The sequence below is a fragment of the Paenibacillus sp. BIHB 4019 genome (assembly GCF_002741035.1).
Taxonomy (GTDB): Bacteria; Bacillota; Bacilli; order Paenibacillales; family Paenibacillaceae; genus Pristimantibacillus.
In genome coordinates, this window is record NZ_CP016808.1 from 2,402,434 (window position 1) to 2,424,483 (window position 22,050).

Below are 22,050 nucleotides of genomic sequence, written 5' to 3' on the forward strand. Positions count from 1 at the left end.
CATGGACTTGCTGCGAACGGTATTCCCTGCAAAGCAAAAGGATGGGCATACGATAATTGGCGAATACACCTTCGGTGAACCGAATGTTTTCTCCTGGGGGGAAGGAACGAAGCTGACAGTCGGCAAATTTTGCTGTATTGCCGGTGGGGTTTCCGTCATGCTCGGAGGGAACCATCGTACGGATTGGGTATCGACGTATCCTTTTACTTCCTTTCTGTCGAAGCATTTGCACATTACCGGTCAACCGCAAACGAATGGTGATGTCGTCATCGGCAACGACGTTTGGATCTGCACGCATGCGACCATTATGTCTGGCATTACGATTGGCGATGGGGCGGTCATTGGCATGAATGCGACGGTAACGAGAGATGTTCCGCCTTATGCGATCGTAGGTGGCAATCCGGCGAACCTCATCCGTTATCGCTTCAGCGATCTCGTCATTGCCAAGCTGCTGCGCATCAAATGGTGGGATTGGCCGCCGAAACGTATTGAGAAGGTGGTGCCGCTTATCGCGTCGCACAACATGAAAACCTTTCTGGATTACTGCGATTCGCACGGCTACTAAGGAAATGAAGGTGTGGGGGAAAAATGCAAAAAAAAGACGAGGCAGCCAGCGCGAACAGCTGCCACGTCTTTTTTTGCTGATTGTGCCCAGGCAGCGGCATGCAAGGGTTCCTCCCTGCAAGTGCGAGTCGCCGCCAGCTATCCCGTCGGCGCCACATCCTGAATGACAGGCAGCCGAATTTCCACTTGCGTGCCAATGCCTTTCTTGCTTTGGAAGGACATCGAGCCGCGATGATTGGCAATAATCTGATAGCATACCATCAGGCCGAGCCCATTGCCCTCCTCCTTCGTTGTGAAGAACGGCTCGCCGAGCCGCGACAGATTGTCCTCGGTAATGCCGAAGCCATGGTCGGTAATGCGGATAATGATGCCGGTCGAAGGCGTATAGGACAGGTCGATGTCAAGCTCGCCGCCTTCCGGCATCGCTTCGATCCCATTTTTAATAATGTTGACGAATACTTGCTTTAACTGATTGACCTCGCACTTCATTTCAGGTATTTCAGTATCAAAGCGCGTTGTGAACTGGACATTGCTTATGTTGGCCTCGGAGTCGAGCAGCATAATGATGCCCCGCATAATTTCATGAATGTTGGCGCGCTGGAAGCGGCTGGCCTGCGGCTTGGCGAACACAAGAAACTCGCTGACAATAAAATTAATCCGGTCCAGCTCAGACAGCATCACATCGATATAGGCGGGCGCCAGCTGCCCATTTTTCTTCATTAGCTGTACAAACCCGCGCAGCGTCGTTAGCGGATTGCGTACCTCATGGGCGACACCCGCCGCGAGCTGCCCGACGACGGACAGCTTCTCCGAGCGGCGCAGCACCTCTTCCGTCTGCTTGCGCGCTGTAATGTTGCGCGAAATCGTCGCAATCGCAATTATCTGCTCCTGCTCATTGCGGATGGAAGAGACGGTTATGCTCACATCGAGCAGCCTGCCGCTTTTGTCATAACGCATCGTATCGTAATCGGCAACGGAGCCGCCCTGCTGGATGAACTCCAGCATAAAGGTGCCTTCCATCGCAAGCTCTGGCGGTGTGTTGTTAAGCGGTTGGCCAAGCAGCTCCTCCTCCGTCCAGCCATACATTTTCTCAAACGCTTTATTCATCTGAATGACAGAGCCGTGCAGATTGGAGACATGAATGGCATCGGAGGTATGATTGACGAACGATTCCAAATACTGCTTCGTCTGCCTCAGCTCTTCCGCTGATTCGGTCAGCCGGTTCATATACGTATGAAGGTTTTGCCCCATGGCATTCACGCGATTAGCTAATACGCCGAATTCATCATTGCTCTTTAAGGAAATACGGGCGCCGAAGTTGCCATTGGAAATTTCATTGACCTTGCTGACGATTTGATTGAGCGAGCGCACCATGAAGCCGGAAATAAAGTAGCTGCACAGCACCGTCGCCAAAATCAGGCCAAGAGATATTGCGCCTTGAATCAGAACCTGACGCATCAGCGTCTGCTGCAGGGCCGAGTTGTTGAAGGTAATGCTAATGACGTACGGCTTCGATCCCTGGACGGGAATAAAGCTCTTGATGACCTGCTTGCCGTTCAGCTTGCTTTCGATCGTAACGACTTCGTTTTTCTCAATCGCTTTCTGTGTATTTAGGTGATCATTATCCGAATCCTTGTAATAATATTGGCCAAAAATAATGTTGCGAACATCTAGATTATAGACAACGGTCCCATTTTTAATGCTGACAGCAGGCGCTTTGCCGAAGTAGGCAGGATCGAAGCCGGTCACTTCGAGAATATTATTTTTATCACGCAAAATCTGCGCCACGATGGCATCCGCACCATATTTCTTTTTGCTATCCAAAAAAGTTTGCGCATGAATATAAGGATTGATCATATAGTTGGTCGTGCCGTCATAATAGTTGCCCCATTTAAACACTTTTTCGGGGTCGGAGGTGCCGAAGTTGATCGGTCCCGCCCAAAAATGCTCCAGCTTCTGTCCTTCGGGAATCGTGACATTATGCTTCTCGAATAGCTGGGTAAAGGCGGTATACCAGTAGTTCCACGTTTTCGGGCTCATATAAAGCTCATCGGGGTTCGTCGAGCGTACCGATAAAATATCGTCTTTCGTCTTGATCCACAGTGTAATGTGATCAACGCCCAGCTCCTTGCTCAACTGGACCAGCTCGCTGTTGCGGACATTTTTAATATCGGGATCGAGCTTGTTTTGTATCGCAATCGCGACAGCGCGCAGCCGCTCCCCCAGCGCGTCCTCCGTCAACTGGCTGTTCTGCTCGGCCGAGGCGATGGAGACGGCTATCTGATTGCCAATAAAGCGCATTTGCTGCTCTGCGTTCCGTTGCAGCTCATCCTTAGATGAAATATAGTAGATCGTTATATTGAGTAGCAAAATTACGGTAACGGTAACCGATATGAGGCAAACGAGCTTCGCTCTGATCGACAAATCCTATTCCTCCTGGCCATGGTCGCGGATGCTTCTGTATTATTTGACATCTTAAAGGCAAAATCCTTGTTTGTGAGAGGAGATAGAGACTATTTTACTGCTTAAAATAAATTTGGAAAATAGTTATAAATGCTCTATATTGGTGTCAAAGAGTCATAACCGGGGGAGATGCACGATGTTTAGGCTGAAGAAGAACAATGTCATTGTTTTTCTGCTTGTAAGCGCCATTATTGTTTTGGCAGATGCTCTGCTTATGCAGTCGCTATTATTCGTTCAGCATGCTGAGGTGCTCGGTACTGCCATCGTAGCAGATTTTGTGCTGGTCATACCACTGCTGCTCTATTTTCTCGTCTATCGAAAAATAAAAAAGCCGTTGCTGGGCGTGCTGCCCCTCGCGATTGCAGGCTATTTCGCAATTCTGATGCTGATGCCGAAAACAGACAATGTGGCTGTTGTGATCGCAAAGTATACGCTGCTGCCGCTGGAGCTTGCCTTCATCAGCTATGAGCTGTATAAGCTGTACCGTATTGTTAGAGCATTCAAGCGCAATTGGCAGCCGGATGTTCATCCGATGGATACAATAAGGATCAGCCTGCAAACGGTTGTTCGTTCTCCACGCTTAGCAGCCTGGCTTCTTCAGGATATATCCGTCGTTTATTACGCCTTTCTCACTTGGCGACGAAAGCCGTATATCCGCTCGGAGACAGCTGTCTATACTTATCATGAAAATTCCAACTCACTCATTATTGTATTGTTTCTCTCAAAAATTTTGCTGCTGGAGGGCGCAGTGGTCCACTTTCTGTTGGCGCAATGGTCGCCGTTGCTGGCTTGGGTACTGTCTATAGGAAATGTTTGGTTTATCATTTTGCTGGTGGCAAACTACCGTGCAATGCGCCTGAGCCCGATATTAATGAATGATCGAAGCATCCATATCCAGTACGGCATTCAATTGCGGGTGAAAATCGACATCAATAATGTAGCGTCCGTAAAATTGGTATCGCCAGAGGAGTTGAAGGAACGGAGAGAGAAGGAAGGGCAGGCAGCCATTCAGCCGTACGGTGTGGAGCCGAATGTAAGTATTCGCTTGAAGGAGAACTTAGTGGCCTACGGCTTGTTTAGCAGCCAGCGCAGCGTTCGTGAGGTTCATATCTTTATCGATCAGCCGCAAGTGTTTCTGGCGGATTGCCTCTTCCGCATGAGCATTGCGGAGGATTCGCTGCACGTGGAAGGTTAGAAGGGCTAGAAGCATCAGGCAGCAGCATCAGGCATAAAAAAACCGGCTCCGCTGGTGAAGGGCGATCCCTTCAAGCGGAGCCGGAGGCTCTGGTCTTATGCGATTATTGCTCTTTCTTGCGCGACAGCATCGCGAAAGCTCCTACGATAATAAGGGCAATGGCGAGCAGCGGCTGTACGGTGGCAAGTTGTCCCGAGGCAGCGCTCAGCGAGAAAACACCGAAGAACAGCAGCGATAGGACAGTTAAAATGTTGATCGGGATAAGCAGCCACTTGTTGCGGCTGCCAAACCAATAAAATTCAAACAAGCCGACGGCTACCGCCATAATGAAGCCTGGCCACAAAATATGCCACGCCGAGAATAACGTAGAGAGCTGGCAGACGAGCCCGACAGTGAACAAAATGCCTCCCGGAATGAGCAGGCCGACCCCTTTGCCGCCTGTCACGCCGAAATACAGCCAGTGGAAAAATAGTCCCAGCGGGATGATGAACATGCTGGCCCAAAAATTTGCGAAGACAGCGCCTGCTCCAAATGACTGGCCTTGGTTAAAATAAAGAAATACACCAATCAGCATAAGGACAGGGCCGATAATCGATCGCTTTAACATTTTTTGTTATCTCTCCTCTTTTAATTATTTATCCGTTGCTTTTCTTAGCAACAATAGCATAGCACAGGCCCCCGCAGCATGTCGTCATGCTAGAGGTAAAGCCGCAAACTAGACTAAAGTCTAGGCAGCCGGAGGAAACGTCACGGTGTCGGCTCCTTTTCACCAAATTTCCCAACAGATATGGGCGAAAAAGCAGCGTCATGGGCCAGCCCATGTTCGCATATTTATCATAATATGCTACGATGGGCATAGGCATGTAGCTTCTAGCGGAGCTTCTGGCGAAGTCACGGGACGAAGCCGGGTTAAATTGATGGAAAGAAGGAACGGAAATGATCATTATTAAGACCGAAGCGGAAATCAACCGCATGCATGAGGCGGGTAAAATATTGGCGGAATGCCACAGGCAAATTGCCAAGCTCATTCAGCCTGGCATCACGACGCATGAAATCGACCAGTTTGCGGAAAAGTTTATGAAGCAAAATGGCGCAACGCCGGAGCAAAAAGGCTATAACGGCTATCAATACGCGACCTGCGCTTCTACAAACGATATTATTTGCCACGGCTTTCCGAAGAAGGAAAAGCTCAAAGAAGGCGATATCGTGACCATCGACATGGTCGTCAACCTAAATGGCTGGCTAGCGGATTCCGCATGGTCTTATGCGGTTGGCGAAGTGACTGATGAAGCGAAGCATTTGCTGGCGGTGACGGAAAAATCGCTGTATCTCGGCATCGAGCAGGCGCTGATCGGCAAGCGGATTGGCGATGTGTCTCACGCGATTCAGTCGTATGCTGAGGCGGAAGGCTTCTCGGTCGTGCGTGATTTTATCGGCCATGGAATTGGGAAGGACATGCATGAAGACCCGCAAGTGCCTCACTATGGACCACCGGATAAAGGGCCAAGAATTAAAGAGGGCATGGTATTCACGATTGAGCCGATGCTGAATGCAGGCACGTATTTCAGCAAGCTGGATTCCGATGGATGGACGGCGCGGACACGCGACGGAAGACTGTCGGCCCAGTACGAGCATACGATTGCGATTACGAAGGATGGCCCGCTTATTTTGACCCAACAGTAGAACTTTACATGTATGTAACGTGAAGAGGGAGAAATCCCTCTTTTTTTTGCATGACAAAAATGGTTAATTCATCTAAAATAAATGGAATGATGGGAATGATCGTCCAAAAGCTCGACCTACATAACGTGATCATTACATGATTTTAGTCATTTAGGGGAGGGTATTCATTTGTTGAGATCGTCAGTCGTATGGAGAAATGCTCTATCTATTGCGGTTACTGTGGGCTTAGTGGCAATGCCCTTTACTGCAACAGCAACAGCGGCATCTGAGAACAGCGGCACAGTAAAGCTGCGTATTATGGAAACGACCGATTTGCATGTGAACATGGTGAACTATGATTATTTTGCAGACAAGCCGACCGATGAGTACGGCTTTGCCAAAACAGCGACGCTCATCAAGCAGGCGCGCGAAGCGGCGACGAACAGCTTGCTTTTTGACAATGGCGATCTGATTCAGGGCAACCCGCTTGGCGATTACACGGCGGTCATCAATCCATTGAAGCAGGGCGAGACGCATCCGGTGTACAAAGCGATGAATTTGCTCGATTACGATGCTGGGAATTTGGGCAACCACGAGTTCAACTATGGGCTGGATTTTCTGAATAAATCGCTGGCGGGGGCAGATTTTCCTTACGTCAATGCGAACATCTATGTGGATGACAAAGATAAAGACGAGTCAAACGATAAAAATCTGTTCACGCCTTATTTGATTTTGGACAAGGAAGTGAAGGATGAGAGCGGCGCTACGCATAAGCTCAAGGTAGGCGTAATCGGCTTCGTTCCGCCGCAGGTGATGCAGTGGGACAAGGCGAATCTCGAAGGCAAGGTCATTGCCAAGGATATTATCAAAACGGCGGAGAAATTTGTTCCCGAGATGAAAGCAAAGGGCGCCGACATTATTGTAGCGATTCCCCATTCCGGCTTTGAGGATATTCCGCAGGCTGAAAATATGGAAAACTCCGTGCTGTATCTCAGCAAGGTCAAGGATATTAACGCGATATTGTTCGGCCATGCCCACAAAGTATTCCCGGACAAGTCGTTCGAGGGCAAGCAGGGCGTTGATCTGGAAAAAGGAACGATTAACGGCGTGCCATCCGTTGAGCCTGGCTTCTGGGGCAATAATCTTGGCATTATTGACCTTGACCTGAAGCTCACAGATGGCAAATGGTTGGTTGTGGACTCCAAGGTGGAGGTTAAGCCGATCTTTGATGCGGTGAACAAGCAGCCGCTTGTAGAAGCGGATCAAGCGGTGCTGGACGCCGTAGAAGATGACCATGAGCATACGCTCGATTACATTCGCGGCCCGGTAGGCAAGACGACGGCGCCTATCAACAGCTGGTTCGCGCTCGTACAGGATGATCCATCGATCCAAATCGTAACGAATGCGCAAAAATGGTACGTAGAAAAGCAAATGCAAGGCACGGAATACGAGGGTATTCCGGTATTATCCGCAGGAGCGCCGTTCAAGGCAGGCGGACGCCAAGGCCCGAACTACTACACAGATATTGCTGCAGGCGATATTGCGATCAAAAACGTAGCCGACCTGTATCTGTACTCCAACACCGTTAACGCTGTATTAGTAACAGGCGCCGAGCTGAAGGAATGGCTGGAATGGTCCGCCGGACAATTCAACCAAATCGATACCAAGTCGACAGCGAAGCAGGAACTGGTCAATCTGGATTTCCCGACCTACAACTTCGATGTCATTGACGGCGTTACGTACCAAATTGATGTGACACAGCCAGCCAAATATGATGCTAAAGGCACGACCGTTAATGAAAAATCGAGCCGGATCATCAATCTGCAATTTGGCGGCAAAGCGATTGATCCGAAGCAGAAATTCATCGTAGCGTCGAATAACTACCGGGCATCGTCGAGCAAGTTTGCTAACCCGGATGGCAAGCGGATTGTTTTGGCATCGCCGGACGAGAACCGTCAGGTTGTCATTGATTACATTCGCTCCAACAAGACGATTAACCCTGCTGCCGACGGCAACTGGTCGCTTGCGGCGATCAAAGCGGATGTCAACGTTTCGTTCAAAACGTCGCCTGCTGCCAAGACGCTCGCGGATTCGCTCGATGCGCTGTCGTATGTAGGGCAAACCGATGATGGTTATGCGGAGTTCAAGATTAATTTGTCAGCTGGAGCGCCAACGACTCCGACAACACCAACAACGCCTACGAAGCCAACTGAGCCGGGCCCAACGAAGCCGACTACGCCAACAACACCGACGAAGCCTGCTCCGACGACGCCTACGAAGCCGGCGACCGGTACGACGCAGGATACGGTGTATATTGTGAAGAGCGGCGACACACTGTACCGCATCGCGCTGAATCATGGCACGACATGGCAGAAGCTTGCCGCCTACAATAAGCTGGCGAACCCGAATCGCCTGTCCATTGGCCAGAAGATTTTGATTCCGGCAGCGAAATAGGCAGAGCTTAGTCTCGCTGCCTGGGCGCTAGCCATTTGAGGAAGAAACACCCTTTCGATATTCGTCCTTGCAGCCTATGGGTTTCCACGGCTGTTTGGATGAATGCTCGAAGGGTGTTTTTTAATTGTCCAAGGGAAGTTTGCTCAAAGCGGAGTCTGGTTTGGAGGACACAGATGACGTGATTTTGCCTAAACAACGGGGTTTGCAGGTGTTCGCGGACTCAGGGGCCGCTATTGGTTATCAAATCCCTGTTATAACGCCATGATCAAGGGATTAGCGGATTTCCTGTCCGCTCATATGCCAAAATCGCTCGAAACGCTCAAATAGCGGAATGCCAGTCCTCCAGGAGAAGAGAGAGAATCGTGTCCGTGTGAACAGGTATCGCACGTCATCGGAAGGATGCTGCAATATGAGTGAAAAAATGTATGAGATGCTTTTAAACCTCATGTTGGCAGTGGCTGCAGCCACGGCTATTTGTTTATTGATTTTTATCCTATTGCTCGTGGGTAATTTGGTTAAAAAATCTAAAAAGCTGCCGAAGGTGAGCTTGATGCTGACAATAATCGGAGCCTCTACGGTAGGGATATATGTCTATAATCATTTTAATAATCTTGATTTTCTCCCTAAGGTGGAGTTGAATCCAAGCGCTGTCGTTTCTCCAGATGGCCAATATAAAATTCGGACATATCACTATAATGGGCTATTTTATAGAACGGCGCGAGCCGAAGCTGTGGATTTAAAGAGTGGGAAGAGCAAGACCATCTACTTTAATGATTATGATCGCAGTCCGGCGGTTCAGTGGATAGGCAATAGCATGGTAAAAATTGGGAGAGAAACGTTAGATATTTCAAAAAATGAGGTTTTTGACTTTCGCGATAACTTGCAAGCAAATAAATCGCTGCCCCCGCAAGGAGGAATATAGCGCTTTGAGGCGCGCTGAAAAACAGATGATCTAGAGCTAGATAGCTCCAAATCATCTGTTTTTTGTGGAGTGGCTAAGTATGTGAAGTGACTAAGTTTGTGGAGTGTCTACGCTCATGGGGCTGGACTAGCTCGTCGTTGTGAATGAAAAATGCTTATTCGTATTGTTGTCATCCGTCCATTGGATGGCGTCGGCGCCATTGTCGGAGGAGCCTCCCGTAATGTACAGCACTTTGCGGCTTTTGACGTTCATGATTTTGTAATAACCGCTTCCGGCGCTTAAAATGCGGAATTGCTGATTGAGCCCGCCGTTGCTCGTATATTGAATGACAGTAGCGCCATCTGCAACCGAGCTGCTGGTAATATCCATGACTTTGCCGCTGTTGCGGTTTTTGATCGTGTAATAGCGTCCTCCAACGTCGGTGAACTGCCAATGCTGGCTTGTCCAGCCGCCATCGGTGTATTGCTCGATCTGCACGCCGTCCGTCGTGCCGCCGCTAGTGACGCCAAGGAGCTTGCTGCTGGCGCGGTTCGCGATTTTGTACCAGGATGTCGTATTGACAGGCGGCGCTACAGTGCCGGTGGCGCTGCCTGTCGCCGTGTCAATCGTAAGTTGGTCGGCCCAGTCCAGCGTCATGGTAGTAGACGAAGGGAAGGTGATCGGCAGCCACACATACTCTGAGGTATTGACCGCTCCGCCCCAAGCGCCGGCCCAGCGGTCGCCCATGTAAAGAAACGAAGTAGTGGATGAGCCCTCAATAGGCAGCACATGCGTAGATTGCGAGTTGTAGGTATTGCCATTGCCGACGTTTGTCAGGCCGCTCCAAGTACCGGAAATGCTGCTGGCCGTCGCATATTTCGCCTGGTTCGGCGCCCAGCCAGTCGCCCCGGAGGTGACGAGGAAGTAGGTGCTGCCCCGCTTGAACATGGCAGGCGCTTCGCGGTATTGGCCGACCCACAGGGTGGAGACGAGCGAATCGACGCCAAGGAAGTCGGAGGTCAGGCGATAAATATTTAAATCGGCGTTGACGCGGGTAGCGGAGATGAGATAGGCGGTGCCATTGTCGTTGTAGACCGTCATATCACGGGAGTCGTAGTTCAGCGGACGGAAGCTGCCGTGATACGTATAGGGGCCTTCAATGTTGGTGGAGGAAGCGACAGCGACCTGCGCATCGCCGTAGTCTACGCCGTTTTCCTTATGCATCCACATCACATATTTATTCGTAGCCGCATTATAGATGACTTTGGGACGCTCAATGTTGGCGGTTGCCAGCTCGGGCGACGAGGTTTTGCTGAGGACATTGGCACGAAGCTCCCAGTTTTTCAGATCTGCTGAGCGATAGACGGAAACGTAATTGACGCCGTCGCGATTTTCGCCAAACCAGTAGTAATAGCTGCCTGACTTGAGAATTCCGCCTCCATGAGCTTGAATCGGATTGCCAGCGGTGTCTTTGAACTGGATGCCATTGTCGAACGTGACAGGAGCAGCGGCCGCAGGAACGGTCATAAGAGTAAGAGCCAAAGCGACGGTGAGCACATACGCGAGCAAAAGCCGGGACTTGCTTTTCATCATAAAAACCTCCTTGGATTGTGATGAGGCAATCGCAAGCATCGGCGTAAGCATGGACCGCATAGCTGCTCGGAGCCCGGCTTAGGCTTAACTCGGGTTATGGGGTTGGCTAGGCGAAAAACGAGAAAAAGTAAGCGCTTGCAAATAAGATTGTACAACGGCGATGAGGGAAAAGCATCCTATTATTTTTACTTATTTTGGTGGGTGGGTGACGTGCGGAGGGGCAATGCGGCATTTGACGTGAAACCGCTATCGCGGTACGCTAAAAGCAAAATAAAGCCGCCATGCGGTACGGCGATGATTGAGGCGGACAGGGGAGCAGAAAGATGGGAAACAGCCGCGCGAATTGGCGCAATGTCGGGATTTTCGCTCATGTCGATGCAGGCAAAACGACGACGACGGAGCATATGCTGTATGTCAGCGGACGCACGCGGACGCTAGGCAGTGTCGATACAGGAACGACGATAACGGATTCCATGGAGGTTGAGCGGGCAAGGGGCATTTCGGTACGGGCAGCAATGACCGCATTGGAGTGGCACGGTACGCATGTGCAGCTGGTCGATACGCCAGGTCACGTCGATTTTCTCTCGGAGGTGGAGCGTGCGCTGCGCGTAATGGATGGCGCTGTTCTGATCGTGTCCGCAGTGGAGGGCGTGCAGGCGCAGACGGAGCTGATCTGGAATGCACTGCGCAAGCTGTGCATCCCTACGCTGATTTATATTAATAAAATGGACCGCGTCGGCGCTGATTGCGAAGCGGTACTTGCCGATATCCGCAGCTATTTGACGGCGGATCTGCTCGCGGTGCAGCGTCCGCTCGGCATCGAGCAGCAATTCGCTGGCGCGGAGGATTTGTGGGCGGAGGGCGCGGATGCAGATGCGCGCACGGCGCTGCTTGAGGCGCTGGCGGAGCAGGATGAGCGGCTGCTGGAGCGGTATGTCAGCGGCGAGGAAGTGCCGCTGGCGGAGTGGCGGGCGGAAGCCGCCGCGAAGGCGCGCCGTGCGGAGGTGTATCCGGTGATGTACGGCGCATCGAGCAAAGGCATTGGCGTGCAGGCGCTGCTGGACGCGATGATCGAATATTTGCCGGCGCCGGGCGGAGAGGCGGATGCGCCGCCTTCAGGCATTGTGTTTAAGATTGAGCGTGACAAGGTGATGGGCAGGATGGCTTACATCCGGCTATATCAAGGGAAAATCCGCAATCGCGATGTCGTTCGCAATTTTACGCAGCAAATGGATGAGAAGGTGACGCAAATTCGCAAAATGGACGGCTTCCGCTCCGAGGACGCCGGAGAGCTTGCGGCTGGCGGCATTGCTGCCGTATGCGGCATGTCGCACGTGCGGATCGGCGATATTATCGGCAGCCCGGATGCCATTCCCGAAGAGGCGCGGCTCGCTGTTCCGCTGCTGACCGTTCAAGCCCATTGGGGCGATGCCCAGCATTATCCGGCAATGGTACAGGCGCTTACGGAGCTGTCCGATGAGGACCCGCTGTTGAATGTACAGTGGCTGCAGGACGAGCGGGAGCTGCATGTGAAAGTAATGGGCCCGATACAGCTGGAAATATTGACGAGTGTTATCGAGCAGCGGTATGGACTTGCGGTGCGCTTCGGTCAGCCATCTGTTATTTATAAGGAAACGCTTGAGGAAGTGGGCGAAGGGTATATTTCCTATTTAATGCCCAAGCCTTGCTGGGCGGTATTGCGGTTTCGCATGGAGCCGGGCGAGCGTGGAAGCGGGCTGCAATATGCTTCGGCAGTACGCTCCGAGGATTTGCTGCCGCAATACCAAAGCGAGGTGGCGCGGCGCGTGCCGGAGGCATTGGAGCAAGGGCTCTACGGCTGGGAGGTCGTTGACCTTAAAGTGACGCTGATTGAAGGGCAGCATCATGTGTGGCATACGCACCCGCTGGATTTTGCGGTGGCGACGCCAATGGGCATTATGAACGGGCTAGCGTCGGTAGGCACCCGTCTGCTGGAGCCGATTCTCCAGTTCCGCATCGTCGTGCCCGAGGAGGCGGGAGGCCGGGTAATGAACGACCTGTCGCTAATGCGCGGCACATTCGGTGCACCCGTGCTGCATGGCGACAGAATGATTATTGAAGGGCGCGTACCCGCAGCGACCTCGCTGGAATACGCGGTAGAGCTCAGCTCGCTGACGAAAGGACGCGGGACGATTGCCACCTTTTTCGCTGGCTACGAGCCCTGCCCGCTTGATGTGAAAGCCGAGCGCCAGCGGCGCGGTGTCAATCCGTTGGATCAGTCAAAATATATTTTGAGCGTGCGCAAGGCGCTGCAAAATTAGATGCGCTAGAGCTGATCAGATTGGGAATGCAGATTGGGAAATGCAAATTAAGGATGCAGATTGAGGATGCAAATTAAAGGTTCAGGTTAAAGGCTGAGATTAAGAAGACAGAAGACAGAAGACAGAAGACAGGTTAAGAATACAGATTATGAATACAGATTATGAAGTCAGGTTAAGGATTCTGCTTAAGGGTTCTGTGTAGCCGAAAAAAAGGATAACCTAAAAAATCCTCACCCCTTAGGTAAAGAAGGGGCGGGGATTTTCATTTATCGCACTAGAGCTAGGGTGTATATGCAAACGTAAGTGAGGCAGATCCTGATAGAAAATAGCGTCAAACGTATTTTTTTCTACTACCGGGGGGGTATCACATCCTGAAGGTGCGCATTCGTGCCGATGGACTGCTCTCTGCTCTTCGTTTCAGAGGGATGCACCATGCACAAAGATAGGCAAAGTTAGACTTGGCGGATACAGCAGCAGCTATTCAACCGAATTAAGGGCTATGGCATCGTCTGCGGACTCAGGAGCCGTTAATCCGCTGCAAAAGGCCATTTTGCTGGGAGGAAGAGGGTAATAACGGATTTCCTGTCCGCTTACAGCACGAAATCGAATCAAAAGCCAGAATAGCGGAACCTCAATCCTCGCGCACGCCCCTAGCGCCACATGATGAACAGCAAAGACAATATAGATAGCAGAACCGACGTTATGATCATGGCGAGCAGCGGGCGAAGCGCGCGGGAGCGCAGCTCCCGCAAGTTGACGTTCAGCCCTAGTCCGACCATAGCCATCGTCAACAGGATGGTTGTAATCGTGGACAGGCTGCCTAAGGCCCGAGCGGAAAGTTCCAGCGTCGTGCCAGCTGTCATGCTCCCGAACAAGCTGAGGGCGATGAAGCCGAGCAAAAACCATGGAACCTCAGGCCGGGCCTTCATCTCTTGGGTGCTCGCTCCCTTCCCGGGGCGGCGGTTCATGATTGCCATCAGTATGAAGCTGACGGGAACGAGCAAAAACACACGGCTCAGCTTCGCCAGCAGCGCCAGGGCGACAGCATCTTGCCCGGCAGGCTCCGCGGCAAGCGCCACATGGGCAATTTCATGCAGGCTGATGCCTGCCCAAATGCCATATTGCTCCGCGGATAGCGGCAGCAGCGGCTGGAGGGCGGTGTAAGCGAGTGCGGCAATCGTGCCGACCAACGCAACGAGCCCGACGCTTGCGGCTGTGTCCTCGCCGCGAGCTTTAAGAATCGGCGATACAGCCGCAATGGCTGCCGCGCCGCAGATGCCTGTGCCGATTCCGAGCAATAGCGACAGCGGCATATCGGCTTTGAGCTTGCGGGCGACAAGCAGGGTGAAGAGGGCGGAGAAGAGAATGGTGGCTGCGGCTTGCAGCAGCAATCCGGTCCCCTGCTCCAGCAAAACGGTCATATTCAGCTTGAGCCCAAACAATATAATCGCAAGCCGCAGCAGCTGCTTGGAGGAAAATTGGATGCCAATGCGGAGAAAAGCCGGATATCCAACGAACTGGCGAAAAAGCACAGCAGCGATTAAGGCAATCGCCATAGGCCCTATGCGGCTGAAGCCGGGAAGCATGGCGAGCGCATAAGCAGCGGAGGCAAAAGCAGCCGTCAGTGCAACCCCGCCCAGCCAAGCCGCAGCATGCCCCTTGGCGTGCCTGCTTAACGCTCCCTGCGGCTCGGTCTTTTCCGAAGAGGGCTGCGTCATCATCATCGCGTTTATTTCTGCTTTCATAGCTGTCACCTCATCCTCATGTTGTAAGCGAAAAGCCTGTTGTTACTGCTACTTCTGCGACCGATGCTGATGCCGCCAAATAACGGGCGCATGCTTCCTGCTTGTTTAATAAATTAAGCATAAGGGATAGCTTACGATAAGAAAAATAAATTGTTATAATTATAATCATAACTAAATGCTTATGGTATTTTCATAAATAGAAAAGGCAACAAACGGAGAGAGAGGAGCGTGTTTAAACGATGGATCAATCCCTGCTCGTTTTTATAGCGGTTGCTGAGGAACGGAGCTTCACTCGCGCAGCGGAAGCGCTGCATATGACGCAGCCAGCAGTCAGTCAGCATATTCAGTCGCTGGAGGCGGATTTAGGCACCAAGCTGCTGGATCGCAGCAGCAAGTACGTCCGATTGAATAAAGCGGGGGACATCGTGTATCGCCATGCGAAGGAAATCAGCGGATTGCATGCGAAAATGCAAAGCCTGCTGGGTGACCTGCTTCACACGGCAAGCGGCGCGCTGTCGATCGGCGCAAGCTTCACCTTTGGCGAGTATGTACTGCCGCATATGATAGCCTGTTTGCGGGTGCGCTATCCGCTTATTACGCCCACAATTACAATCGGCAACACGAAGGACATTGCGGCGCTCGTTGCAGCCCGCCAGCTGGATATTGGAATCGTAGAGGGTGCGGTGCCAGAGCAGGACAAGCTGCAATGCGAGCCTTTTGCCAAAGATGCGATGTACGTCGTTGTTGGCGCCGAACATCCTTACGCGCAGCAGCAGGACATAAAGGCTGAGGCGCTGCTGGGCGAGCATTGGATTATGCGAGAGGAAGGCTCGGGAACGCGGACGGCAATGGAAAAAATGTTCGAGCAATACGATATTGTGCCGCATAATCGCATGGCGTTTGGCAGCACGCAAATTATTAAGGAGTCTGTGGAGGCGGGGCTCGGCATCTCTTTGCTATCAGAGTGGGCTGTGCGAAAAGAAATCTCGCTTGGGACGCTAAACAGGCTGACCATCGATGGCCAGCCTGTTCGGCGAGATTTTTCGATAATTACGCTGCGCGATGCTTTTCATACGAAAGCGGCGGAGCTATTCATTGAAATGGTGCGTGCCCGCGAAGGCATGCCGCAGCAGCCGACTTAGGAATATCCAGGTTCGGGTAGCGATAGGGCCACATCCTGTTGTGAAAAATAGTGCCTTTCGCCCGGCCCATAACCGGCTGCGCTGCCGCAGGCGCACATTATGGCGAGTTCCTCCGAATTTACCGGCTAACTCAGCCGGTAAAGCGCGAATGGTTCGCCATGCTTAAATCGCAGGCTGATTTCATTCAGCCGCTCCATGACGGCCGGCTCAGGCTGCAGGCTGGCTGAAGCCAGATTGGCCTCCAGCTGCGCTGTGCTCGTCGCGCCGACGATAACGCTTGCCACGGCGGGCTGCTGCATAAGCCAGTGCAGGGCAAGCACAGCTGGCGTGCAGCCAGCTTCAGCCGCAAGCTCGCCGACTTGGCGGCTGAGCGTGAAGCCTTCGCCGGTGAAGAAGCGGGCGAAGTCCGGGTTTTTGTCCAAACGCGACCCTTCCGGCGCGCTTTGCTGCTCGCTGTATTTTCCGGTCAGCAGGCCGCCGGCAAGCGGAAAATAAGGGATAATGCCGACGCCTTGGTCGAGGCTTAGCGGCGTAATGTCGCGCTCCGGCGTCCGGTCGGCGAGCGAATAGCTGGTCTGAATCGACACATAGCGATTCAGGCCAAGGCGGTCGCTGATGCCGAGCGCCTTCATCAGCTCCCAGGCTGCATAGTTCGATGCGCCGATATAGCGGACTTTGCCGGCGCGCACCATATCATCGAGCGCCCGCAGCGTTTCTTCCAGCGGCGTCTCCGGATCGAAGGTGTGGATTTGGTATAAATCCACATAATCCGTCTGCAGCCGTTGCAAGCTTTGCTCCAGCTCCAGCTGCAAATGATAGCGGGACGAGCCGCGCTCATTCGCCCCTTTGCCGCGCGGCAGCCCGGCTTTGGTGGCAATGACGGCCTCATGCCTCCGTCCTTTAAGCGCTTCGCCGATAATCGTCTCGGATGCGGTGCCTGAGTAAATATTGGCAGTATCCAGAAAGTTTATCCCACTGCCAAGCGCAGCATGTATAATGGAAATAGAGCTTTGCTTATCCGCCCGCGAGCCGAAGGAATTAGTCCCAAGGCCGAGAGAGGATACTTTCAGTCCGCTTTTGCCAAGACGTTTATAGATCATAAGCTAAGTTCACTCCGTTCAACATTTAATTGTTTCCTTTAGGCAGCAGCTTGCTTGTCTGCTGCTGCAAGGCGACCATTTTGAATACAAGAATTTATTAGTTTATTTAACATACGATTTTATTTCACTATAGCATAAGAATGCGGGGGACGACGATGCAAAGAGTGATAGCGCGGGCACAGCTGCTTGCAGATGAAGAAATGAAAGCGGTCGCTTCTGTAGAACGCTTAAAAGAGCAGCTGCTTCCTTGGATGGAGCAGGGCAAATTTATGACAGCTGCTTTATTTAAATGGGAGCGTAATCTCTTCTTATACGTAGAGAGTCTGATCGATGAAACGCCAGCGCCCGAGGAGCTCATGCGTGATTTGAGCCGTTACTTGGAGCCTTGGCCGGGTCAGGCCGAGAAGCGCTTATGGATTCCGATGATTGATGTTTTTCATTTCAATGCGCCAGCAAGCCCGGAGCATTGGCGGCGCAAGGAAGCGGTGGAGCGGCGCGTCGGGCGCGTAGCGCATTTGAAGCCGGAGATGGTGGCGAGCTACATTTATTATCACTACCAGCTGCAGGAGGAGCACGCATTTCACGGACCCAAATATGAAATCATTGCGCTGCACGAAAATTTGCTATTCGGTTATCAGGAGTTTCCAGCTATCGTGGAGGAGCCGATGCTTCCGCGCAAGCTGAAGACAAACGGAACGCCTGTGGACTGGAGCGAATCGCGAATGGATTTGCATTTTCAGCCATGGCCTGATGGTCATTTGTATTTCAAGCCGGTGGAAACTTGGTTTGCTTTGGGTGAATAAGGAACAAACTGACAAAATTCATCATAATTTCATGAAAAATGATCAGTTAGAATTAAGGGAATCTTAAGATAAATCATGTATAGTAAAGGTACAAGCTGCTTAGGCAGCATTCGAAGCCGGGAGGGGACCTGTTATGCGTGAGCCAGTCACTTATTCCGTAGTCATTCCTGTGTATAATGATGAGCAAATGCTTTACGACACCTACAAGCGGCTAAAACGAATTATTCCGCCCATTGGCGAGAATTACGAACTGATTTTTGTAAATGACAACAGCACCGACCGCTCAGCAGATATGCTTCGAGTCTTTTGTGCAGCCGATATTCGGGTACGTGCGATCCATTTCGCCAGCAGCTTTGGCTATGAAGCTGCTGTTGCCGCAGGAGCCGACCATGCCTCGGGCGAACAGAAGATCGTCATGGAGGTATCTGACCGCTTCCGCAGCGTTAGCGCAGGATTGCAAGGAGCCTCTCCGTTTTATGTTGTACGGGCTAAGGAAGGCTTTACCCATTCCCCGCTCTGGGATTTTGCTTCGGAGAGTGCTGCATGCTAATAATTAGAACAGCCGGATGGTTTTTCAAATATAAGAATTTATAAGCTTCACCTTTATAATGGGCTTATATTTCGCCCTCGAAACGGTAGCATTGCCGCCAGATATCGGCTTCAGCCGTTTACGCTTGTTCCCAAAAAATAACCCTCGCCTTATTAGGCGAGGGTTATTTTTAACTGGAGGGATGCCATTTATGCATATGCGCAGGTTTGTCCTGATGTACGCCATAGAAGGACGGCGGCTGCGGTTCTGTTATTGTTCAATATAAAAGCCGAATGAGTGCAGGTTGTCCGCGTTATTGGTCATGGTTAGCGCTTCCGGCAAATCGATTTTGTCAAAGGCGTTGTAGTAAGGAGTTCCAGCAAGCAGCACAATAGCAATGGCTATAGCGAGCCTGCGTACGAACCGTTCGCTTGGGCGGCGATTAAGCTTCGCCTTCGGCAAGGTCACTCTGCTGCTGCGTTCGCCATGAATCATCCAGAGGATGGCAGCGGCGAAGCCAAGCATGGAAAGCGGAATAGTGAGCGGCATCGAATGCAGCGATACGGCGACCGATAAGGTTAGGTAAAAGATCGTTAGCGTACAGAGCGACAACAGCTGGTAGGGCAAAATGAATGCGGGCTCTGAAGCGCGATACAGCATGCGCACAGGCAATGGATCGCTGGACTTCCGTCCTGTGTTTTTCCGCATTCTAAGCAGCTTTGGCATGCTTCTGACCCACAGCAGCGCTAGTGACAGAGTCAAGATCGGTACACAGATAAGCATGCCCAAATCATAATCCGGAGGGAGCTTGACGGCCATGGTGACGACTCCGCCCAATGCGGCTGCTGTTGGGATGGACAGCACAATTGTCCAAATGAACAAGTTTTTGGCACGCTGGTGCAGCTGCTGCTCGGATTTGCTGTAGAGCAGGGAGGAGGCCTTATTGCCGGCAATCCAAGACAACAGCAGCGCTAGGAATAAACAACCAAGCGTAAGATGAACCAAGGTGATATACAAAATAGCTTACCTCCCAGTATAATAATAACTAGATCTATTTTATCGCCTGCGAGCTCCTCGCTATAACAGTCTCTGGTTCAGGTAGTACCTAGACTTTAGACGAGGGAATATCAGGAATGGTTGCTTTATACTACAAGAGTAACCGATTTGAGTCTGGAGGTGAAGAAGCTGCTCGAGCTGCATGATATTATACCGTATTTTTTCTCTGTAAGCATTATCTGCACGTTCGCTTATGCAGCGTATTTCACTTTTCATGCTGCAAGCGAGCCGTCCCGCTGGTCGAAGGACAAGGTCCATACGCCAGCACCTGAGCGTATTTTGCCAACGGTTCAACGGGCTCATACCGTTGCGCTCTGGCTTGTACGAAAAGTTAAAAGAAAAGAAGCGCCTGATGGTGATCCCACAGATTGCAGCTCCTCGTTTGTGAAGCAACATCCAAACAAACGAGGAGGATATATATGTTATCTAAATATACAATGGAAATGCTTAAAAAATACCGCTTTATCCTTATTATCGGACTGCTGCTCATCATTAGCGGCTGTGGTGCGCCGAATGGAACGATTGATTCAGCGACACCAGGATTTTTCAACCATTACGTCGTTTTCCCCATCTCTTATTTAATTCAACACATTGCGCAGTTTTTTAACGACAGTTTTGGCATGGCGATTATTGCGATTACGTTGCTTATCCGTCTGGCCCTGCTTCCGCTGATGCTTCGCCAATCCAAGAGCCAGCAGGTGATGAAGCAGAAGATGAGCGTTATGCAGCCGCAGCTGAACCAGATCAAGGAAAAATACAAAAATGACAAATCGCCTGAAGCACAGTCGAAAATGCAGAAGGAAACGATGGCGCTGTACGGCGAGCATAAGTTTAATCCGCTTGCCATTGGGTGCCTTCCAATGCTCATTCAACTGCCGATTTTGTCAGGACTGTATTATGCGATCAAAATGACGCCGGAGCTGGCGCAGCATTCCTTCCTTTGGTTCCAACTGGGCGCGCCGGACCACATCCTGCCGTTTCTCGCCGCTGCTATCTATTATGTGCAGTTCCGCGTGTCTCAAATCGGAATTGATCCTGCCCAGCAAAAACAGATGGCGCTGTTCGGTTACATTTCACCGATCATGATGGGCATTTTCTCTTTTACCGCGCCTGCTGCTGTACCTTTGTATTGGGTTGTTGGCGGCGTATTTATGATTTTGCAGACGATGCTTTCCAAGCGGCTTTACCCAATGCCGACAGTGCCGGTCGCTTCGGCAGTTGAGGCCGCGAAGCCAGCGCCAGTGAAATCGAAAAACAAGAAGCTGCCAGCGAAATCTTAACCCGGATATGGAATAGACGCTCCAGAGGGCTCTCAACCCTCGGGGCGTTTGTTTTTATTTTTTGAAGGCATAAGAAAACGATGGGCAGAAGATTATAAGTCGAAAATCCTATAAAGCACTTTATTATGATACAATAAGTGTAAGGTTTAGTTTGGCATGCGGACAATGGAATGGAAAAAGGAGGCCTTGCACGATGATTAAGCGTTATCCTGCGAACGAGCGGAACTTTTTTGATATTGGTTGGTTGAGGGGCTCACGCAGCTTCTCATTCGGTGATTATTATGATCCCGATAACGCTCAGTTCGGCGTCATGCGTGTATGCAACGAAGATGAGATTGCGCCGGGCCGCGGCTTCGGAGCGCATCCTCATAGCGACATGGAAATTGTGACCATTGTGTTGAAAGGCCGCCTCAAGCATGAGGATAATTTGGGCAATATGGAGGTTACCTCTGCGGGAGAAATCCAGCGAATGACAGCGGGCTCCGGCATTGTCCATGCAGAATACAATGATTCGGAAACCGAAGAAGGACATTTTCTGCAGCTGTGGTTTATGCCTCGCGAGCGCGGGCTGACCCCTTCCTATGAGGTGCATCGGTACGATCAGGAGAAGCTGGTCAATGCTTTTCTGCCGATTGTCACGCCGGAAGGAACGAATGGCACAGCGATGATTCATCAGGACATGTCGATTCATTTGGGCCGCGTTGAGGCAGGGAAACGTTTGTATTACAGCCAAAAGGCAGGCCGGCGTGTATTCCTCATGCTGATTGAGGGCGCTGCCGATGTGAACAATCTTGATATGGTGGCGAAGGACAGCCTTCGTGCGGAGTTTGAGCCGGAAATTCTGATCAAGGCGAAGGAAGATACATTCGTCATGCTCATTGATATGCCATAAGGACGGAAGTTTCTGCGCGAGGAGGAGAAAGCGATGAAGGAAACGTTATTAATCAAGCATGCGGTTGGAGGAAGAACCTTTGTAGATTCCAGCAAGCATGGCGTTCATTATCACATTGAGCAGGCTGCTGATTTGTGGGCGTTCACGGTCACTGTGCCGCCGGAGCTTGATTTGGCTAACCTGCTTGCGTGGAAGGAAGAACTGAACGTCTTTCTTTTCCAAGAGCATGAGGATAAGCCAACGGTCAAAATTTGGTTCTATGTACAGGAACAATCCGTCAGCTTTCAAGCTAATGAACGCAAGCTTGCGTTCAAGGCGAAGGCGATGATTGAATATATTCCACACAATTACGGCTACAAGCTGTAAAGCAG

General features: G+C 51.4%; 18 protein-coding genes. 12 read left to right on the forward strand and 6 right to left on the reverse strand.

The annotated features are described in order from the left end of the window. Position 1 precedes the first annotated feature (1 nt). Entirely contained in the window at positions 2 to 565 is a 564-nt protein-coding gene (locus BBD42_RS10255) for a CatB-related O-acetyltransferase (RefSeq protein WP_099518080.1), read from the forward strand. 137 nt (positions 566 to 702) lie between these two features. Here the strand turns inward: BBD42_RS10255 and BBD42_RS10260 are convergent, their stop codons facing one another. Then, positions 703 to 2,988: an ATP-binding protein gene (locus BBD42_RS10260; protein ID WP_172455445.1), complete on the reverse strand. Its 2,286-nt coding sequence runs from the start codon at positions 2,986 to 2,988 to the stop codon at positions 703 to 705. 175 nt (positions 2,989 to 3,163) lie between these two features. Here BBD42_RS10260 and BBD42_RS10265 point away from each other — a divergent pair, with 175 nt between their 5' ends. Beyond that, positions 3,164 to 4,222: a hypothetical protein gene (locus BBD42_RS10265; RefSeq protein WP_099518081.1), complete on the forward strand. Its 1,059-nt coding sequence runs from the start codon at positions 3,164 to 3,166 to the stop codon at positions 4,220 to 4,222. A 103-nt stretch (positions 4,223 to 4,325) separates the two neighbouring features. On the opposite strand, the gene BBD42_RS10270 is transcribed toward BBD42_RS10265, so the two are convergent. Beyond that, the gene (locus BBD42_RS10270) at positions 4,326 to 4,829 is read right to left on the reverse strand and encodes a hypothetical protein (RefSeq protein ID WP_056036522.1); all 504 of its coding nucleotides are present in this window, start codon (positions 4,827 to 4,829) and stop codon (positions 4,326 to 4,328) included. 329 nt (positions 4,830 to 5,158) lie between these two features. On the opposite strand from BBD42_RS10270, the gene map reads away from it, so the two are divergent. The 3 genes from map to BBD42_RS10285 all read left to right on the forward strand — a co-directional run bounded on the left by map (position 5,159) and on the right by BBD42_RS10285 (position 9,260). Beyond that, positions 5,159 to 5,905, forward strand: a complete 747-nt coding sequence (map, locus tag BBD42_RS10275; RefSeq protein WP_099518083.1) for a type I methionyl aminopeptidase — start codon at positions 5,159 to 5,161, stop codon at positions 5,903 to 5,905. Between the two features lie 234 nt (positions 5,906 to 6,139). After that, positions 6,140 to 8,338, forward strand: coding sequence for a bifunctional 2',3'-cyclic-nucleotide 2'-phosphodiesterase/3'-nucleotidase (locus tag BBD42_RS10280; protein WP_099521551.1), 2,199 nt, complete (start codon positions 6,140 to 6,142; stop codon positions 8,336 to 8,338). 409 nt (positions 8,339 to 8,747) lie between these two features. Beyond that, positions 8,748 to 9,260: a DUF5412 family protein gene (locus BBD42_RS10285; RefSeq protein ID WP_099518085.1), complete on the forward strand. Its 513-nt coding sequence runs from the start codon at positions 8,748 to 8,750 to the stop codon at positions 9,258 to 9,260. 126 nt (positions 9,261 to 9,386) lie between these two features. On the opposite strand, the gene BBD42_RS10290 is transcribed toward BBD42_RS10285, so the two are convergent. Next, positions 9,387 to 10,829: an RICIN domain-containing protein gene (locus tag BBD42_RS10290; protein ID WP_481855970.1), complete on the reverse strand. Its 1,443-nt coding sequence runs from the start codon at positions 10,827 to 10,829 to the stop codon at positions 9,387 to 9,389. Positions 10,830 to 11,155: 326 nt separating this feature from the next. On the opposite strand from BBD42_RS10290, the gene BBD42_RS10295 reads away from it, so the two are divergent. Beyond that, a complete protein-coding gene (locus BBD42_RS10295) occupies positions 11,156 to 13,132 on the forward strand; it encodes a GTP-binding protein (RefSeq protein ID WP_099518086.1) in 1,977 nt (658 codons plus the stop codon). Between the two features lie 650 nt (positions 13,133 to 13,782). Here the strand turns inward: BBD42_RS10295 and BBD42_RS10300 are convergent. Continuing rightward, positions 13,783 to 14,877 (reverse strand): YeiH family protein, encoded by a 1,095-nt coding sequence (locus BBD42_RS10300; protein ID WP_237163440.1) that lies wholly within the window; start codon positions 14,875 to 14,877, stop codon positions 13,783 to 13,785. A 239-nt stretch (positions 14,878 to 15,116) separates the two neighbouring features. Here BBD42_RS10300 and BBD42_RS10305 point away from each other — a divergent pair, with 239 nt between their 5' ends. Further along, the gene (locus BBD42_RS10305) at positions 15,117 to 16,019 is read left to right on the forward strand and encodes a LysR family transcriptional regulator (RefSeq protein ID WP_099518088.1); all 903 of its coding nucleotides are present in this window, start codon (positions 15,117 to 15,119) and stop codon (positions 16,017 to 16,019) included. A 125-nt stretch (positions 16,020 to 16,144) separates the two neighbouring features. Here the strand turns inward: BBD42_RS10305 and BBD42_RS10310 are convergent, their stop codons facing one another. Then, positions 16,145 to 17,119 (reverse strand): aldo/keto reductase, encoded by a 975-nt coding sequence (locus tag BBD42_RS10310; RefSeq protein WP_099518090.1) that lies wholly within the window; start codon positions 17,117 to 17,119, stop codon positions 16,145 to 16,147. 155 nt (positions 17,120 to 17,274) lie between these two features. On the opposite strand from BBD42_RS10310, the gene BBD42_RS10315 reads away from it, so the two are divergent. Then, a complete protein-coding gene (locus BBD42_RS10315) occupies positions 17,275 to 17,922 on the forward strand; it encodes a hypothetical protein (RefSeq protein ID WP_099518091.1) in 648 nt (215 codons plus the stop codon). Positions 17,923 to 18,055: 133 nt separating this feature from the next. Beyond that, complete coding sequence (locus tag BBD42_RS10320) at positions 18,056 to 18,472, forward strand: glycosyltransferase (protein WP_099518093.1); 417 nt, start codon at positions 18,056 to 18,058, stop codon at positions 18,470 to 18,472. Between the two features lie 249 nt (positions 18,473 to 18,721). Here BBD42_RS10320 and BBD42_RS10325 read toward each other — a convergent pair whose 3' ends face one another. After that, on the reverse strand, positions 18,722 to 19,468 hold the full coding sequence (locus BBD42_RS10325) for a hypothetical protein (RefSeq protein WP_099518094.1): 747 nt from the start codon (positions 19,466 to 19,468) through the stop codon (positions 18,722 to 18,724). 458 nt (positions 19,469 to 19,926) lie between these two features. Between BBD42_RS10325 and yidC the strand changes: the two genes are divergently transcribed. From yidC to BBD42_RS10340, 3 genes are all read left to right on the forward strand, one after another. Then, positions 19,927 to 20,787: a membrane protein insertase YidC gene (gene yidC, locus BBD42_RS10330; protein WP_099518095.1), complete on the forward strand. Its 861-nt coding sequence runs from the start codon at positions 19,927 to 19,929 to the stop codon at positions 20,785 to 20,787. Positions 20,788 to 20,980: 193 nt separating this feature from the next. Further along, complete coding sequence (locus tag BBD42_RS10335; protein ID WP_099518096.1) at positions 20,981 to 21,679, forward strand: pirin family protein; 699 nt, start codon at positions 20,981 to 20,983, stop codon at positions 21,677 to 21,679. A 33-nt stretch (positions 21,680 to 21,712) separates the two neighbouring features. Further along, on the forward strand, positions 21,713 to 22,045 hold the full coding sequence (locus BBD42_RS10340) for a hypothetical protein (protein ID WP_056036546.1): 333 nt from the start codon (positions 21,713 to 21,715) through the stop codon (positions 22,043 to 22,045). Positions 22,046 to 22,050 lie beyond the last annotated feature (5 nt).

Bases quoted from the DNA above. Each gene is read 5' to 3' on its own strand.
- BBD42_RS10290 (WP_481855970.1), bottom strand. From the start codon at position 10,829: ATGAAAAGCAAGTCCCGGCTTTTGCTCGCGTATGTGCTCACCGTCGCT.
- yidC (WP_099518095.1), top strand. From the start codon at position 19,927: ATGTTATCTAAATATACAATGGAAATGCTTAAAAAATACCGCTTTATC.
- BBD42_RS10270 (WP_056036522.1), bottom strand. From the start codon at position 4,829: ATGTTAAAGCGATCGATTATCGGCCCTGTCCTTATGCTGATTGGTGTA.
- BBD42_RS10285 (WP_099518085.1), top strand. From the start codon at position 8,748: ATGAGTGAAAAAATGTATGAGATGCTTTTAAACCTCATGTTGGCAGTG.
- BBD42_RS10255 (WP_099518080.1), top strand. From the start codon at position 2: ATGGACTTGCTGCGAACGGTATTCCCTGCAAAGCAAAAGGATGGGCAT.
- BBD42_RS10305 (WP_099518088.1), top strand. From the start codon at position 15,117: ATGGATCAATCCCTGCTCGTTTTTATAGCGGTTGCTGAGGAACGGAGC.
- map (WP_099518083.1), top strand. From the start codon at position 5,159: ATGATCATTATTAAGACCGAAGCGGAAATCAACCGCATGCATGAGGCG.
- BBD42_RS10320 (WP_099518093.1), top strand. From the start codon at position 18,056: ATGCGTGAGCCAGTCACTTATTCCGTAGTCATTCCTGTGTATAATGAT.
- BBD42_RS10265 (WP_099518081.1), top strand. From the start codon at position 3,164: ATGTTTAGGCTGAAGAAGAACAATGTCATTGTTTTTCTGCTTGTAAGC.
- BBD42_RS10335 (WP_099518096.1), top strand. From the start codon at position 20,981: ATGATTAAGCGTTATCCTGCGAACGAGCGGAACTTTTTTGATATTGGT.
- BBD42_RS10300 (WP_237163440.1), bottom strand. From the start codon at position 14,877: ATGAAAGCAGAAATAAACGCGATGATGATGACGCAGCCCTCTTCGGAA.
- BBD42_RS10310 (WP_099518090.1), bottom strand. From the start codon at position 17,119: ATGATCTATAAACGTCTTGGCAAAAGCGGACTGAAAGTATCCTCTCTC.
- BBD42_RS10315 (WP_099518091.1), top strand. From the start codon at position 17,275: ATGCAAAGAGTGATAGCGCGGGCACAGCTGCTTGCAGATGAAGAAATG.
- BBD42_RS10280 (WP_099521551.1), top strand. From the start codon at position 6,140: ATGCCCTTTACTGCAACAGCAACAGCGGCATCTGAGAACAGCGGCACA.
- BBD42_RS10340 (WP_056036546.1), top strand. From the start codon at position 21,713: ATGAAGGAAACGTTATTAATCAAGCATGCGGTTGGAGGAAGAACCTTT.
- BBD42_RS10295 (WP_099518086.1), top strand. From the start codon at position 11,156: ATGGGAAACAGCCGCGCGAATTGGCGCAATGTCGGGATTTTCGCTCAT.